Origin of the sequence: Streptomyces sp. NPDC096310 (assembly GCF_044763125.1) — a bacterium.
Taxonomy (GTDB): Bacteria; Actinomycetota; Actinomycetes; order Streptomycetales; family Streptomycetaceae; genus Streptomyces.
In genome coordinates, this window is sequence record NZ_JBIWFO010000002.1 from 623,028 (window position 1) to 638,142 (window position 15,115).

16 protein-coding genes are annotated in these 15,115 nt (G+C 68.1%); 11 read left to right on the top strand and 5 right to left on the bottom strand.

What is annotated here, in order from left to right; translation table 11 throughout:
• Both ACIQ7D_RS08240 and ACIQ7D_RS08245 read left to right on the top strand, forming a co-directional pair.
• Positions 1 to 495: a hypothetical protein gene (locus ACIQ7D_RS08240; protein WP_403934967.1), complete on the top strand. Its 495-nt coding sequence runs from the start codon at positions 1 to 3 to the stop codon at positions 493 to 495.
• 136 nt (positions 496 to 631) lie between these two features.
• Entirely contained in the window at positions 632 to 1,357 is a 726-nt protein-coding gene (locus ACIQ7D_RS08245) for a dienelactone hydrolase family protein (RefSeq protein ID WP_403934970.1), read from the top strand.
• A gap of 134 nt (positions 1,358 to 1,491) precedes the next feature.
• Here ACIQ7D_RS08245 and ACIQ7D_RS08250 read toward each other — a convergent pair whose 3' ends face one another.
• Positions 1,492 to 1,968 (bottom strand): hypothetical protein, encoded by a 477-nt coding sequence (locus tag ACIQ7D_RS08250; protein WP_403934973.1) that lies wholly within the window; start codon positions 1,966 to 1,968, stop codon positions 1,492 to 1,494.
• Between the two features lie 240 nt (positions 1,969 to 2,208).
• Positions 2,209 to 2,538, bottom strand: a complete 330-nt coding sequence (locus ACIQ7D_RS08255; protein WP_403934976.1) for a hypothetical protein — start codon at positions 2,536 to 2,538, stop codon at positions 2,209 to 2,211.
• Between the two features lie 408 nt (positions 2,539 to 2,946).
• Between ACIQ7D_RS08255 and ACIQ7D_RS08260 the strand changes: the two genes are divergently transcribed.
• The 3 genes from ACIQ7D_RS08260 (at position 2,947) to ACIQ7D_RS08270 (ending at position 5,973) form a co-directional block, all read left to right on the top strand.
• Entirely contained in the window at positions 2,947 to 4,188 is a 1,242-nt protein-coding gene (locus ACIQ7D_RS08260) for a helix-turn-helix transcriptional regulator (protein ID WP_403935103.1), read from the top strand.
• Between the two features lie 14 nt (positions 4,189 to 4,202).
• The gene (locus tag ACIQ7D_RS08265; RefSeq protein ID WP_403934979.1) at positions 4,203 to 4,568 is read left to right on the top strand and encodes a hypothetical protein; all 366 of its coding nucleotides are present in this window, start codon (positions 4,203 to 4,205) and stop codon (positions 4,566 to 4,568) included.
• 562 nt (positions 4,569 to 5,130) lie between these two features.
• On the top strand, positions 5,131 to 5,973 hold the full coding sequence (locus ACIQ7D_RS08270) for a nuclease-related domain-containing protein (protein ID WP_403934981.1): 843 nt from the start codon (positions 5,131 to 5,133) through the stop codon (positions 5,971 to 5,973).
• Between the two features lie 46 nt (positions 5,974 to 6,019).
• Here the strand turns inward: ACIQ7D_RS08270 and ACIQ7D_RS08275 are convergent, their stop codons facing one another.
• The gene (locus ACIQ7D_RS08275) at positions 6,020 to 6,757 is read right to left on the bottom strand and encodes an SAM-dependent methyltransferase (RefSeq protein ID WP_403935106.1); all 738 of its coding nucleotides are present in this window, start codon (positions 6,755 to 6,757) and stop codon (positions 6,020 to 6,022) included.
• A 195-nt stretch (positions 6,758 to 6,952) separates the two neighbouring features.
• A complete protein-coding gene (locus ACIQ7D_RS08280; protein ID WP_403934984.1) occupies positions 6,953 to 7,855 on the bottom strand; it encodes a class I SAM-dependent methyltransferase in 903 nt (300 codons plus the stop codon).
• A gap of 158 nt (positions 7,856 to 8,013) precedes the next feature.
• On the opposite strand from ACIQ7D_RS08280, the gene ACIQ7D_RS08285 reads away from it, so the two are divergent.
• The gene (locus ACIQ7D_RS08285; RefSeq protein WP_403934987.1) at positions 8,014 to 8,682 is read left to right on the top strand and encodes a GntR family transcriptional regulator; all 669 of its coding nucleotides are present in this window, start codon (positions 8,014 to 8,016) and stop codon (positions 8,680 to 8,682) included.
• A 56-nt stretch (positions 8,683 to 8,738) separates the two neighbouring features.
• Positions 8,739 to 9,980 (top strand): nitrate/nitrite transporter, encoded by a 1,242-nt coding sequence (locus tag ACIQ7D_RS08290; RefSeq protein WP_403935109.1) that lies wholly within the window; start codon positions 8,739 to 8,741, stop codon positions 9,978 to 9,980.
• A gap of 73 nt (positions 9,981 to 10,053) precedes the next feature.
• Here the strand turns inward: ACIQ7D_RS08290 and ACIQ7D_RS08295 are convergent, their stop codons facing one another.
• Positions 10,054 to 10,878 carry a maleylpyruvate isomerase family mycothiol-dependent enzyme gene (locus ACIQ7D_RS08295; protein WP_403934990.1) on the bottom strand — a complete coding sequence of 275 codons (825 nt, stop codon included), beginning with the start codon at positions 10,876 to 10,878 and terminating at the stop codon, positions 10,054 to 10,056.
• A gap of 370 nt (positions 10,879 to 11,248) precedes the next feature.
• Here ACIQ7D_RS08295 and ACIQ7D_RS08300 point away from each other — a divergent pair, with 370 nt between their 5' ends.
• The 4 genes from ACIQ7D_RS08300 (at position 11,249) to ACIQ7D_RS08315 (ending at position 14,765) form a co-directional block, all read left to right on the top strand.
• Positions 11,249 to 11,401: a hypothetical protein gene (locus ACIQ7D_RS08300; RefSeq protein WP_403935118.1), complete on the top strand. Its 153-nt coding sequence runs from the start codon at positions 11,249 to 11,251 to the stop codon at positions 11,399 to 11,401.
• A gap of 32 nt (positions 11,402 to 11,433) precedes the next feature.
• Complete coding sequence (locus tag ACIQ7D_RS08305; protein WP_403934993.1) at positions 11,434 to 12,975, top strand: recombinase family protein; 1,542 nt, start codon at positions 11,434 to 11,436, stop codon at positions 12,973 to 12,975.
• A 480-nt stretch (positions 12,976 to 13,455) separates the two neighbouring features.
• Positions 13,456 to 14,007: a hypothetical protein gene (locus tag ACIQ7D_RS08310; protein ID WP_403934996.1), complete on the top strand. Its 552-nt coding sequence runs from the start codon at positions 13,456 to 13,458 to the stop codon at positions 14,005 to 14,007.
• A gap of 179 nt (positions 14,008 to 14,186) precedes the next feature.
• The gene (locus ACIQ7D_RS08315; protein ID WP_403934999.1) at positions 14,187 to 14,765 is read left to right on the top strand and encodes a recombinase family protein; all 579 of its coding nucleotides are present in this window, start codon (positions 14,187 to 14,189) and stop codon (positions 14,763 to 14,765) included.
• Positions 14,766 to 15,115 lie beyond the last annotated feature (350 nt).

Consider the following 15,115-nt stretch of genomic DNA (forward strand, 5'->3'; position numbering starts at 1 on the left):
ATGGGACGCATCACCGATCAGGACCGCCAGCACAACGAGACGGCGATCCGCGCCGCGATGGACAGGCTACTCGCCGGGGACCTCCCCGAGGACAGCCGACGCGACCTCAAGACCCTCGCCGCAATGGCCGGGGTCACCCGCACCGGCTTCTACCCGAAGAAGAACCGTGACGGCTCCTCCCGCCCCGGCCCCTACCAACACCTCGCCGAGGAATTCAGCCGCCGCCTGCTGGCCCTCGAAGCGGCCGGCCAGATCGTCGACCCACGAGCCGCGCAGATCGATCGACTCAAAGATCACGTGGGCGAACTCAAGGAACGGGTCGCCGAACGCAACCTGCAGATCTCCGAGTTGACCGAGTTCAAGCAGCGCGCACTCTCTCGCATCGCCGCACAACACCAGGAGATCGAGCGCCTACGTGCTCAGATCGGAGCAGGGAACAAGGTCACTCCGCTACCGAGGCAGCCGGCACCAGGGACGATCGGCTCCTGCAGCTGACATCCCACGGACACGGCAGCTGAAGAACATCCGTATCTTCAGCGGTTTCTGGCGCGGCCCGAGGAACACCCGCGCTGTTCTGCCAGCGGCAGAACACCGGCCCGCCCGGACTCGACGATCACTACCGTCCAGTCTCATGACGACGATTACGACACGTACGGTCCGGTACCCGGCCGACGGTCTGACGATGATCGGGCACCTCGCGCTCCCGGCCGGTAGCGACCGCCGGCCCGCAGTGCTGCTTGGCCCAGAGGGCACGGGGCTCAGCGACGTCGAACGCCGCCGGGCCGACACCCTCGCCGAACTGGGGTACGTGGCGCTGGCCTTCGACATCCACGGCGGACGCTACTTGGGCGACCCCGAGGAGATGCTGGCCCGTTGCCTGCCGCTGCTCGACGACCCCGACCGGATGCGGAGCATCGGCCACGCGGCGCTCGATGTGCTGCGCGCCGAACCGCGGACCGACCCCGACCGGATCGCCGCCGTCGGCTACGGCACCGGCGGCGCGATCGCGCTGGAACTCGGGCGCGACGGCGCCAACCTGCGCGCGATCGGGACCGTCAACGCACTGACCACCGGCCGACCGGACGAGGCGGCGCGCATCCGCTGCCCGGTGTGGGCCGGGGTCGGGTCGGAAGACCCGATCATGCCGCCCGCGCAACGGGACGCATTCACGGCCGAGATGCAGGCCGCGGGCGTCGACTGGCGCCTCGTGGTCTACGGCGGCGCCTTGCACGCCTTCCACCACCCGCCGGTCGACCACACCGTGCTCCCCGGCGTCGGATACCACCCACGGCATGCGGAGCGAGCCTGGCACGACGTCGTCGACCTGCTCGCCGAGTGCCTGCCCGTGACGGTCTGACCGACCGGAGGATGCGTAACGGATGTTCCTCGAGCCACGACACCAAGAGGGACCGACGAGCAGCCGGCGGTCGAGGTGACCTTCCTCACGTGTTACGGTCATCGCCGCCTTCGAAAGGGACATGATGCGAGTCCTCACGGCGACACGGACGGGTCTCTCCACCCGAGACTGAAGCGACACGACCTGCGGGGGACACCGTGTCCGCGCGAACAACCGCCGGTGATCTGGAGCCAGAGGACGCCGGCCTCGCGCACGATGTCCAGCAGCCGCACCTTGTCCTCCCAGCCGAGCCCGGAGAAGGGCCGCTCGCCGAGGTAGCAGTGCTTGCAGCCGAAATTGCAGCCGAGGTTGATCTCCCAGGAGGCACGGCAATAGCCGTACGGGGACGGCTCGCGCACCAGCACTGTGCCCCGCGCGGGTCGGCCGTTCAGGTCGAGACCCCACATGCCGGCGGCAGTCTGCGCTGCCCAGGCGGGCAGCGGCTCGCCGTCGACGACGGCCTGGCGCAGACCCTCGAAGTGGCCGGCTGAGATTCGGGCGCCGGCCCTTGCTCCCGGCTTGAGGAGAAGGTGTCCGTCGAGGAACGGGGAGGCGATCAGAGCGTGGGCCATCGGTGGCCCTCCTTCGAGATCACGGAGCGGGACAGCACAAGAGACTCCTGGTGGCCGGCGCGGCAGTGGATCTCGCCCAAGCCGTTGCAGGTGCCGCAGGTCTTGCCGGACGAGTTGGCACCGCTGCCACCGCAGTCCCCTGCAGCTCTCGTTGCGAGGAGGGCGAAAGGGGCCGGGTCTGCATTCCGGCTTGAGAGTTGGGGCGAGCGACGAGGACCGTGCTGCCGTGCGGGCTTGTGATCAGCTGGGGCACGAGACCTCCTCCCGGGTGTCTTCCCAGGTGTGCTGCTCGGTGTGGTCGGCGAACAGACAGCAGCCCTCACCATCAGGCCCCGGGGCGACCACCGGGCAGTCCGGCAGCACTACCAGGTCCACCTCGGTCCTCTCCTGCCAGCGGAGCCACAGCGCGGTCCCGTACTCGCCGACGTCGTCGAGGAGGCCGTAGTGCTCACCATCGTCGTGCACGGCCAGTTGGCACTGCACAGTCCTGTCGACGTACTCGGCGGCCAACCTCTCCCGCGCTTCCCGCACCAGGTCCAGGGGCACCCGGCGCCAGTGTGTACACCGCATCACGACTCCACCCGAGAGAAGGCTCCGGAGCGTGGGGAGTGGTCCGTGCAGCGTGGACACGTGCACGGCGGAAAGCGACCAGGGTTGTCGAGGAATACCGGATTCTCGTCTTCCTGTACCTCTGTCACCTGGCCCCAAGTCCGGCCGGAGTCGCGGGAGACCCTGAGCGTCATGAGGACTCTCTGCGCAGAGCCCAGGCCCTGCGTTCGCGCATGAGCGTCCGGCTCGCGCGCCAGGGCCTCGTCTCTCGTCGTCACGACCGAACTCCTCTGTGAATCCCGCTGCTCGTCCGGGGCAACATCCAGGAAAGCGCCAGGAGTCGAGGGTCTCCACGGCATCCATGCGGCAGTCTTGACGCAGGTTCGTGCACGGGCACCGAAGATGCCGAAGCTGCAGGAAGGGGGCGCCATGGGACTGGCGGGACGACGCAGGACCCTGGGCTACAGTCAGGAGAAGTTAGCCGAGTTACTTGGTGTGGACCGCACAACTGTCGGACGCTGGGAAAGCGGCAAAGTCGCTCCTCAGCCGCCCCAGCGACGGCCCTTGGCCACCGCCCTCGAAGTCAGCCTCCAAGAGCTGGGCGCCCTCCTGGCACCGCCACGAGCCGCAGGGCACCAGTCCAGTGACCCCCCCCCGAGTGCGGGAGACCCCGACGAAATGATCCGCCGTGAATTCCTCCGCATACTGACTGTCAGCGGGGCTTTGACCACCCTGCCGGTCGAAGAGGCCGAGGCCCTCACCGAGAGCGTCCGTCGGGGGGCGCCTGCCGACTTCGCACGCATGAACAGCCATCTCTGGCAGGTTTACCAACTGGCCCGCTCCAAGGGCTCCGTGTATCCCGTCATCCGAGACCAGCTCACGACACTGAACGAGGCATTGGCGGGCCACCGTGGAAGCGCGCGGCCCCTTCTGAACGCGGCCTCCGACCTCTTCCAGTTGGCCGGCGAGGTGGCGTTCGACAGCAACCGGTACTCCGACGCAGCCGCGTCGTACTCGCTCGCGGCGTCGATCAGCAAGGACGCGGAGGCGTACGACCTGTGGGCATGCGCGCTCGTCCGCCACGCCTACGTGGACATGTCCGAGCAGCGCCACCGCCAGGCGGCGCAGATGCTCGGCGCGGCCGAGCGACTGGCCAGCCGGGGGGACAACAACCTCTCGACTCGGTATTGGGTCGCTTCCGTCCAAGCCGAGGCATACGCCGGCCTTGGCGACCTGGACGCGTGCGAGCGTGCGATGGATCAGGCTGAGACCGTCCGCGACCTCACCGCGGACAGTGTCAACGGCGGATGGCTTCGGTTCGATGGCGCGCGGCTGGCCGAGGAACGGGGATCGCGCTACGTACAGCTCGGCCGTCTCGACCTGGCGGAGAACGCCTTGAAGGATGCACTGGAGCAGACAGCCTTGGCATCCGGGCAGTCGTACCGGCGACGCGGAGCAGTGCTCACCGACCTGGCCACCATCGGCGCGAAGCGGCAGGACGTGGAGCAAGTTGTGGCGTACGGCAGGGAAGCCATCGGCCTGGCCCGAGCCTCCGCGTCCGGGTACGTCGCCCGTAGACTCCAAGCCCTGTGCGACGAGTTCGGTCCCTTGAGCCGCGATCACCGCGTGGCGGAGTTGGGGGCCGAGATCGCCGTTCTGAGCACGCCGTGACGAGAGGGGTAGGTATGTCGCAGACCGAGGGTGCACGACTGTTCCGGGAAGCCTGGGTCGCGGGAGTCGATCAGTACTTTCCGGGAGAGCCGAAGGCCGGCTACGTCACGCCGTGGGACGACACCCCGCAGTGGGAGCGCGAGGCGGCGGGCTCTGTCTACGAGCAGGTCCGCCATTTCGTCGAGATCAGCGGCGGCACCACGGCACGGCTGTCCCGCGAGCAGAAGAGCCGCTTCGTCGCGACGTGCTGGACGGCCCAGATGTTCAAGCACTTCGAGGACCCGAAGCCCGGCTACGTGGCCGACTGGTCCGACCTCCCGTCTTGGCAGCAGGAGACCGACGCCGACATCTTCGAGGCCATCGAGAAGGAACTGAGCTGATGGCCGCCCCGCCGAGCTTCCTTACGGCGGGGCTTCTCATGCTGGAGCCGTGCTTGCCTTCTGCTGCGCGGTGGTCGGTGGCCTTCTGATCTTGGGGTCCTTGGGTGAACTCGGCTGACAGGACGTCAGGCGATTGATCACCTCGACCCATCACTCGCCCTGGCAGCAGCCCACCTCCGCCACACTCGGCCCGCACCCTCCGGCCGGCCCTCCTCCCATCTCAGAGTTCTGAGTCCCCCGGCCGGCCACCCGCGCCCCCGGAACGTCCGAGTTCTCCGGCTCGCCGTCCTGCTCCGCCTGGCCCTGGGCCTGAACCTCCCGGCCGGGAAGGCGTCCTCTGTCCGACAGGTTTCCGGAAGCAGCGGCCCTCTCGCGCGGGGGCTCCCAAGGGCCTCCGCCTCCCCACCCGCGCAGGGTGTGGCTTGATGAGGTGGAGAAATCTTTAACAGCCTCGTCCCACCGGTTCGTTCACGGTTTTGCCTGGAACCCGACGCCGTCTTGTCGCTCAGCACAGAAGCTGATCTGATTCTTGGAGGCGTTACGTCGGCAATGGAGGGCAAGAATGGACAACTTGGAGGTATCCCCATGGAAGCGGTACGGGCACAACAGGCTCTACGTGCGTGTCGTCGGCGGTGAAAGCGTCGCCTGGTGCGACCTAAAATCTGGGCACATTGAAATACTCGACGTGTCGTACCGGAGGCAAGTTTTAGATGCGCTGGCTCCTTATCTGACCAACGTCGAACCTCCCGCCGCCTCCGAATTCCTGGCAGTTGAAGGATCCTCCCGCCCAGCTCCGGACGACGACCTTGCGTGGAACCGACCGGGCGCACAGTTACTCCGCCACCTGGAGGATGCCCCTTCTTGGTTTGCCCGACTACTCATGCGCTTGCTTGGGCAGGAAGATGAAAGCGCCCCATGGCGTAAGGGTCTCGCCGGAGAGAAGATCGTCGGTGCTGAGCTCGATCGGCTCAGGTCCCGAGGCTGGATGGCGCTGCACTCAATTCCCCTGCCAAGTGGTGCAGACATAGATCACTTACTGATTGGCCCCGGCGGCGTTTTCTGTTTGAACACGAAGAATTTCTCCGATGCCCGAGTCTGGGTGGGAGACAACGCGGTGAAGGTTAATGGTGGCTCCGGGCATCCATACCTGCGGAACAGTAGAAACGAGGGTCGCAGAGCGTCGACGACACTGGCGAGGGCCTGCGGCGTCGCGATCTCGGTGACACCCGTATTGGTCTTCGTTTCTCCGGCGAAGCTCGACGTCGTCCCATCGCTGCATGATGTGCAGGCAATCAAACATCGAGACCTCTCATCCTTTCGGAAGAAAAGAGGAATTCTCCGCCCGGAAGAGATCGAATTGGTATATTCTGCCGCGCGCATCCGTCACACGTGGGCAATCACATGACCACTCGCACGACACTTTCGTGATACTCGCTCCGGCGGGCGTCGCCTCATGCGGGGGTCCGGCGCAGTACCAGGGTGAGGAAGCCGAAGCTCTCGCGGTACGCGCTCAGCCACTGCGAGCGGTGAGTGGAGGCGACGTCCAGGATCTCGGCGCTGTCCGGGTCCTCCGGGTGGTCCAGCGCCCAGGCCGCCAGGGATCCGGTCCAGCACCACTCGAAGTCGTCCAGTTCCTGGCGTGTGCTGAGGTGCCCGAAGACCGGGGTCCAGCCGTGGGCGGCGACCCGGTCCATGGTGGTCGCCAGGTCCTCGTACTCGCCCAGCAGCGCGCGGGCCTCGGTGCTGGGCTCGCGCTCCCAGTAGGCGTCGCCGACCAGGACGCGGCCGCCCGGGGCGAGGTGCCGGCGGGCGGCGTCGAGGGTGGGCAGGAGGCCGCCGAAGGCGTGGGTGGCGCCGACGCTGAGCACCGCGTCGAAGAGGTGGGGGGACGTGAACTTGGCGGCGTCCTCGTGGTGGAGGACGAGCCGTTCCCCCACCCCCAGACCGGCCGCCTCCTTACGGGCCCTGGCCAGCGACGGGGCCGAGGTGTCGACGCCCTCGGCACTCACTCCCGGATGCGTGGCCAGGGCGCGCAGCAGCCAGGCCGCCTCGCCGCAGCCGAGGTCCAGCACGCGTTCGCCGCCCCGGTCCACGGTCCGCCGGAGCAGCCGGCGTACCGACTCGTCGTCGAGGGGGCTGTTGATGGGGTGGTCGGTGTGGGACAGCCGGGAGATCTTTTCACGGTCCATGGCGCGCAGCCTGACAGCGTGGAACGACGGTCGCATCCCTTTTCCTTGCCGGTCCCGTGGTCCGGTGGTTCCCCTGCGGGTCTCGCCGTTCCCCTGCGGGTCTCGCCGTTTCCCTGCGGGTCTCGCGTTTCCCTCCGAGTCCCGCGTTTCCCTCCGAGTCCCGCGGTTTCCCGCGGGCCCGTCAGTGGGAGGGCGTCAGACGGTGGCCAGCAGCAGATCCTCGCCGGTCGACGGGCGGAGGCCGTCGCTCCGGTCGGCGAAGTAGCGGTGGGCGAGGTCCGTTCCCGGTACGTGTTCCACGGTGCGGAATCCGGCGTCCCGGGCCAGCGCCAGCATCTCCCCCGGGGTGAAGAAGCTGACGAACGGCGTTCCGGACGCGCGCGCCTGTGGCGCGGTCGCCTCCAGGGCGGGGCGGTCGGCGGGGTCGAGGAGTTCGGCCGGCAGCAGGAAGGTCAGGGCGAGCGTCGAGCCGGGGGCGAGCCCGGCGAGCCGGCGCAGGGTGGCCGCGGTGGCGTCCCGGGTGAGGTACTGGGTGACGCCGGCCGAGGCGACGACCGCCGGCAGCCCGGGGTCGAAGCCGGCGGCGGACAAGCGGCTCCACCAGTCCTCGTTCGCCTCGAAGTCGACCGGTACCAGCCGCAGCCGGTCGGGGACCCCGTATCCCAGCTCGATCAGGCGTCGCCGCTTCCAGCGCTGGGCGCCCGGCCGGTCGATCTCGAAGACGCGCAGACGGGCGGCGAGTTCGGGTCTGCGCTGGGCGAGGGTGTCCAGGCCGGCCCCCAGGACGACGTACTGGGTGACGCCGTGGCCGGTCCGTTCCGCGACCAGGTCCTCGATGAAACGGGCGCGCGCCACGATGGCCGCCCGGAATCCGCTGGTGGCGCTCGGGTCCATGTCCGGGCGGCGCCGCCAGTCGTCGTCGGGGCCGGCCAGGCGCAGGCCGATCTCGTCCTCGAACACAGGGGGCGGCGGGTCCGCCTGTACGTGCAGTGCCCGCCAGAGGGCGACCCGTACCGCGCTGCTGTCCGGTGCCGCGTTCGCCTCGTCCGTCCCGTTCGGCGGGCCCTCGGCGTCTGCCGCGTTCTGGTCTTCGGCCATGTGTGTTCTCCTCGCGCTCGGTCGGTCCTGGCCGGATGGCCGGATTCTGGGGGCTCCGCCGGGGCGCGAGGGGCGTGTCGCGGTAGTGCGGCGGAGGTGTGCGTCCGTATGGCGGAATGGGTTTTCTGTTGCACCTGTGTTGTATCTATGATGCGTGCATGCCGCCCGTCCCCGCTCCCGCCGTCCCCATCAAACAACCTCCCGCCGCCGACCGTGTCTACAGCCATGTCAAGGAAGCCGTACTCGAACGCCGTTACGAGGGCGGGACGCTGCTCACCGAAGGCGAGCTGGCCGAGGCGGTCGGCGTGTCCCGTACCCCCGTGCGCGAGGCCCTGCTCAAGCTGGAGGTCGAGGGGCTGATCAAGCTCTATCCGAAGAAGGGCGCGCTCGTGCTCGCCGTCTCCGCGCAGGAGATCGCGGATGTCGTCGAGACCCGGCTGCTGGTCGAGGAGTTCGCCGTACGGAAGGCGGTGCCCGCGTCCACGGCGTTCCTCGCGCGGCTGGAGGAGCTGCTGGACGAGCAGCGGCTGCGGGCCGAGGAGGGGGATCTCGGGGCCGTCGCCGTGTCCGACCGGAGCTTCCACGCCGAGATCGTCCGCAACGCGGGCAACCAGATCCTCTCCAAGCTGTACGACCAGCTCAGGGACCGGCAGTTGCGGATGGGGGTCGCCGTGCTGGAGGCGCACCCCGACCGGATCGCCAAGAACGTCACCGAGCACGCCGAACTCCTCGACGCCATCAGGGCGGGCGACGCCGACGGCGCCGCCGCCTGTGTGCGCCGCCATGTCAGCCGGGTCAAGGTGCTGGTCCGGGGTACGGACCGGTGAGCGCCGCCTCCGTCACCCTGCCCGGCGATCCGCCCGGCGGCCGGCGCGCCACCTGGATGTGGGGCATCGGCGTCGCCGTCTACTTCGTCGCCGTCATCTTCCGTACGAGCCTGGGCGTGGCAGGTCTCGACGCCGTCGAGCGCTTCCACATCAACGCCTCGGCCCTGTCGACGTTCTCGATCCTCCAGGTGCTCGTGTACGCGGGCATGCAGATACCCGTCGGCCTGATGGTCGACCGGCTGGGCACGAAGAAGGTGCTCACCCTCGGCGTCGTGCTCTTCACCGTCGGCCAGCTCGGCTTCGCGCTCTCGCCCTCGTACGGCACGGCCCTCGCCGCCCGCGCGCTCCTCGGCTGCGGCGACGCGATGACCTTCATCAGCGTGCTGCGGCTGGGCACCCGCTGGTTCCCGGCCCGGCGCGGGCCGATGATCGCCCAGGTCGCCGCGTTGTTCGGGATGGCGGGCAACCTCGTCTCCACCATCTTCATCTCCCGCACCCTGGGCTCGCTCGGCTGGGCCGCGACGTTCGCCGGCAGCGCCCTGGCCGGGGTGGTCGTCCTCGTCCTGCTGCTGCTCTTCCTCAAGGACCACCCGGAGGGGCACGAGCCGCCGCCCGCCGAGCACGCGGGCGCCGCGTACGTACGGCGGCAGATCGCGGCGTCCTGGCGCGAGCCCGGCACCCGGCTGGGGATGTGGGTGCACTTCACCACCCAGTTCCCGGCGATGTTCTTCCTGCTGCTCTGGGGGCTGCCGTTCCTCGTCGAGGCGCAGGGCCTGTCCCGGGCCGTCGCGGGGGAGCTGCTGACCCTGATCGTGCTCTCCAACATGGTCGTCGGGCTGGTGTACGGCCAGGTCATCGCCCGCCACCACGCGGCCAGGGTGCCGCTCGCCCTCGGTACGGTCGGGGCGACCGCGCTGGTCTGGGCGGCGATCGTCCTGTACCCGGGCGACCACGCGCCCATGTCGCTGCTGGTCACGCTCTGCGCGGTGCTCGGCGCCTGCGGGCCCGCGTCGATGATCGGCTTCGACTTCGCCCGGCCCGCGAACCCGCCCGAGCGTCAGGGCACGGCCTCCGGAATCGTCAACATGGGTGGTTTCACCGCCTCGATGACGACGCTTCTCGCGGTCGGTGTCCTGCTGGACATGACCGGCGACAACTACCGGATCGCGTTCTCGTCCGTCTTCGTCCTCCAGACGGTCGGGATCGCGCAGATCCTGCGGCTGCGTTCGCGGACCGCCCGGCGCGAGCGCGAGCGGCTGGTGGCGAGCCGGGTGGAGGCCGTGCACGTACCCGTCTGAGCCCTGAGTCCTGAGCCCGCGTGGGCAACCGGTGCGGGTGCCGGTGCCGGTGCCGACCGCGCGGGCCTCTGCCCTACGGGGTGACGGCGAAGTTCCGCAGGATCGCCTCCGCGAGCTCCTGGTCGCCGTCCACCTTCAGCCGGTCCTCCACCGCCGCCGCCCGCACCCGTCCGCACGCCAGCCGGAAGTACGTCTCCCAGTCCGTCGCGAGCGTGACGACGGGGCCGAGCGAGGGCGAGCCGTCGACCGAACCGCGGCCGTCCGCGTTCACCCGTACGGTACGGAGGAACTCCAGCGGGCCGCTCACATCGATGACAACCGCCGAATTCGGCGGCGCGCCCGCGTCCTTGGCGACGACCTTAGGCAGCGCGGCCAGCAGCACGTCACGGGCGACCAGGGCGCCGGGGGAGTCCAGGTTCCCCGGCCTGTTCAGCGCGGAGCGCAGATCCTGCTCGTGCACCCAGATGTCGAACGCCCGCATCCGCATGGCGGTCTCCAGCGTCTGCTCGGCGCCGAGCGGCGCGCGGACCAGGGTGTCGGGCGCGCGGGTCTCGTTCCGCAGCTGCCGGTTGCGGCGGATGATCGTGTACTCCAGCTCGGCGGTCATCTCCGGCGCGGTGTGGTGGCGCCGCACATCGACCTGCATCTCCATGTAGCGGGTGTGGTCGTCCCGTACGTGATAGAGGTCGCGGGGCAGCGAGTGGATCGGCCGCGGGTCCCCGAGCATCTCGCAGTCCAGACCGATGACATGCGAGACGATGTCCCGCACGGACCAGCCGGGGCACGGGGTGCGCCGGTTCCATTCGCCCTCGACGAGCGGCTGCACCAGCTCGGCTATGGCCTCGATGGAGTGGGTCCAGGCATCGGCGTAGTTCTGAAGGCTGGGATGGACGGTCACGGGACCCCTCGGCGGTTCTGCGGTACGCGGGCTGGCGGGCGGCTGCGGGCTGCGTGGGAGGTTCGGCAGCTAAGTTACGCTGCCCGATGGCACCCCGGCAGTGCTTTCGTGTGACGATCGTAGGCCCGTGTTGACGGCTCGAATGCCAGCACGGTGGTACTGTGCGCGCTTCGCCGGTCCGGAGCACGGTCGATCCGGACGAATCGGCCGGATCCCTCGGGCGGCGCGCTGCCACGCCGGTACGGGAAGAACGCGCCGCCGAGCGACAGCGGCTCCCCGTGGTCCCGCAGTACGGGCGGCCCGGCGCCGCGGCCTCCGGACGCAGGTGGTGCGGGTGGGAGCGCCGGTCCGGGAGTGGCACCCTTGAACCATGAACGACGCGACCCCCGCCCCCGCCCGCCGCGCCCGCGTGCGCGCCCCCGAACTGATCGGCAAGGGCGGCTGGCTCAATACGGGCGACACCTCCTACACCCTGGCCGACCTGCGGGGACACATCGTCATTCTCGACTTCTGGACGTCCTGAACCATTGAGGGAACTCCAGATAGGGTGAGGCCGTGCATCACCACACCATCGCTGACCTGTACCTACGCCTGTCGCTGGACAGGGAGGGAAAGACAGCGATCGACCGCCAGGAAGCGGATTGCCGCGCGTGGGCGGAGCGCAACGGCATCACGGTTCGCAAGGTCCATATCGACCGGGGGCGGTCCGGGTACAAGAGCGTCAGCCGGAAGGGCTTCGACGCTGCGGTCGCCGCTGTGACGTCGGGAGTCGTCGGCGTGCTGATCGTGTGGAAGCTCGACCGGTTGAGCCGCAAGGGAATCGGTGAAGTCGGCAAGGCGGTGGACGACTTCAGCCGTGTGGGCGGACGGCTCGTGTCCGTCATGGACGGTCTCGATACGGCGAACGACAGCGCCCGCGTCACCATCGCGCTCCTCGCTGAGCTTGCCCGCAACGAGTCCCGGAACCTGGGCATGCGTGTCAGCAGCGCGAAGCGGTTCCTGCGTCAGCGTGGTCAATGGATCGGTGGTCAGCCCCCGTACGGGCTCAAGGTGGACCCGGACACCAAGAGGCTTGTGCACGACCCGGAGACGGCCGTGTACGCGCGTCTGATCGCCGACGAAGCGCTCTCGGGGAAGGCGCTCGTCCATGTGGCGCGCTTTCTGAATGAGCACGGGATTGAGTCGTCGCGTGGTGGGAAGTGGAATTCGTCCAGCGTGATGCAGTTGCTTCGCGGACCCGCTTTCGCAGGTCTCATGCCTCAGACCACGTACGAAGAGGCGGCGGACGGAACTCGGAAGTACGGATCGAAGGTCATTCCGTACCGCGATCCCGAGACGCTGGACACCGTGAGCATCGGTGAAGGCATCATCACGGTGGGCGAACGCGAACTCATCATCAGGCAGCTTGAATCCCGCACCTTCCCGCTTGCCGGAAAGCGCCACGGACACAAGCAGGGGAAGGCTCTCCTCACTGGGATTGCCCGCTGTGGTCTGTGCGGGGCGCGCATGAGCCAGGCGGGAACGTCGTATGCGTGCTCCTCAAACCGGATGGGACGTGGCTGCCCCGGAGTCACCGCGATGGTCGAGAGCCTTGATACCTATGTGAGCGATGCGTTTCTGTGCCGTCTTCCCGCACTTGAGCCTGACGACGACCTTCTTGCCGTCATCGCGGAGCGCTGGGTGAAGCAGGAAGACCCGGAAGTGTTCGCGAAGCGCGATGCGATCGAGGCGGAGATCAGGGAAGAGGAAGCACGTCTCGCCGACCTTGAGGAAGCTCGTTATGTGCGAGGGGAGTTCAGCGGACCGGACGCCATCGACCGGTACAACAGGCTTGCGGGAAGGCTCCGAGGGCGTATCGAGGGGTTGCGCATCGGTCTTGCCGAGATGCCCGCACCGACCATCGATATAACCCCACTGCTGGACGGGGAACTTCTCCGAGAAGCGTGGAAAGCCAGCGATACGGCGGGGCGGCGGGAACGGCTCCGGCTCGCGATGGACTCCGTGTCCGTCAGCAAGGGGCGACGGGGGGCGCGGTTCGTCGGTCATGAGCGCTGTGACATCGCGTGGGCGGACCATTCGGGGGACTTGGGGGCGTAAGCCCGCCCTGGCGCCGTTCGCGGCCCGTTGCCGATCTCTCCGGTGGCGGGCCGTTCGGCGTTCCTGGGGGCGCGTGCGGCTCAGGGTGGTGGCGGAATGACGAATGACGGTTTGGAGTCCGGTCTCCGTTCTAACGTCAGAGAGGTTTGTTTTTGTTGCTCTCTCTTCACCTAAACAGCGTGTGAGCTGGCGTTTTTTTAGTCTCTGAGATCACCTCTTGGGTGGTTGCCGGGTCACCTTGGTCACCTGTCTTGGTCGGTGATCGGTCAGACAGCGGGGATGATGTGGCTTCAATATCTCTCTGTGGGGGGTTTGGGGATTTTGAGTAAGTACATAGCTGACACGTCGGCACGCGATGCGCTGGAAGCGGCGGCACGGTGCGCCGACGGGGCGAGTGGGCCGGTGCCTTTCGTGTGGTCGGGGGCGCAGTGGACGACGCCGGGCGGAGAGTGGCGGGACTGGCCGCTGATTCGGCGGGGCATGGGTGAGTGGCTGCGCGGTCTGGCCGATGCGCTGGACTCCGAGGAGGTGAACGAGGGACGTCGTAGGGCGCTGCGTGACCGTTTGGAAGCGGCTCGGGACGCGCTGCCCGATGCGGCCACCGAAGAGGAGGAGGAACGCCTCTTGGTCTCCCTGGGGGCACTGCGTCAGCAACTGGACTCCATCCCCGCCCCTGCCGGCGTTGCGCCCGGCGTGATCCATCGTGTGCGCGACGTGGCGTCGGAGATCGAGTCGGCGTCCGACGGGCGTGCGACTCAACTCCTTTCGCTGGCTTCACAGTTTGATGCTTTCCGGGCGTCGCTGAGTGATCCGGCAACCTGGGTGCGGAACCTGGGCGCTGCGCCTCACGGCATGCATGTGCGTACCTCTGTGGTGTGGGAGGCGTTCGTCACGGCTGAACCCGTCTTGGCCCGCTCGTTGGGCACAGTCACAGGCAAGCGTGCCTTGTTTGCCGCCATGGACAAGCGCTTTGGCGCGCGCCGGAAGCTGTCGGGGTATGAGGGTTGGCGGGGCGTCGCCCTGCCTGCGTGACCCCCAGGCGGGGGCCCCCTTCCCTGCTGCACCCTGAACGTGTGGGAGGGGAATTTCTCGCATGGTTTATGAGACGGTCCGCCGAACGCTCCCAGGGGGCTGGATCGGCGTTCAAAACCCGTCTCAAAACCTGCCGCAAGCCCTTGTTGTTCTGAGACGAGTTATGAGACGGTCTCCTCATGGACACGAACACGGGGCACCTCATCGGATACGCGCGAGTCTCAGGGGACGACCAGGAGGCGCAGTTGCAACTTGACGCTCTCATGGAAGCGGGTTGCGCCCGGGTTTTCACCGACAAAGCGAGCGGGAGGAACACGGAGCGCCCGGAGTTGACGGCCGTTCTCGACTATGTCCGCCCCGGAGACACCTTGTGCGTGTGGAAGCTGGACCGGTTCGCGCGGTCGCTGATCGACCTGGTGAACATGGTGGACGCTCTTGCCGCGCGGGGTGTCGGGTTCAAGGTGCTCACGGGGGCGCTGGCGAGCATCGATCCAAACACTCCGGATGGCCGTCTCATGCTTCAAGTCGTGGGTGCGATGGCGGAGTTCGAGCGGTCGTTGATTCAGGAGCGGACGCGTGCGGGTCTCTACGCTGCCAAGGCTCAGGGGCGTACGGGTGGGCGTCCGGTCGTGATGGACGCTGACAAGCTTGCCGCCGCCAAGGCGCGCCGTGCGAAGGGGGAGAGCGTCACGGCGGTTGCCAAGGCGGTGGGTGTGTCCCGGGCGACGTTGTACCGGGCGCTTGCCGACGCGGAGTGATCCGACCAGACCTGAGAGGCCGTCTACCCGTGGTGGTGGGCGGTCTTTCTCGTGTCCGGACCCGAGGGGGATCGTGTTCAAAGTTCAGGTGAAGCGTTGGCTGGCGATCCCTGCTCCAGCTCGGAACGCGCGCGCTGGGTGTAACGCCTTTTTCCGCCCCACTATCTCGCTGACCTGTGGAAACGCTGTCAGATGGGTTCGAGGAAGGCGCAGTTGAGGGGTGGGGAGTGCCCCGAACTCCCGGTTATGGCACCGCTAGTACTCCAGTGCGGTTTCGTGATCTATCCAGCGGGTTCGTCGGCGGACCGCCGTTTGTAGTGGCTGCGTCGGGCTGTTGCCTGGTGGCGTCT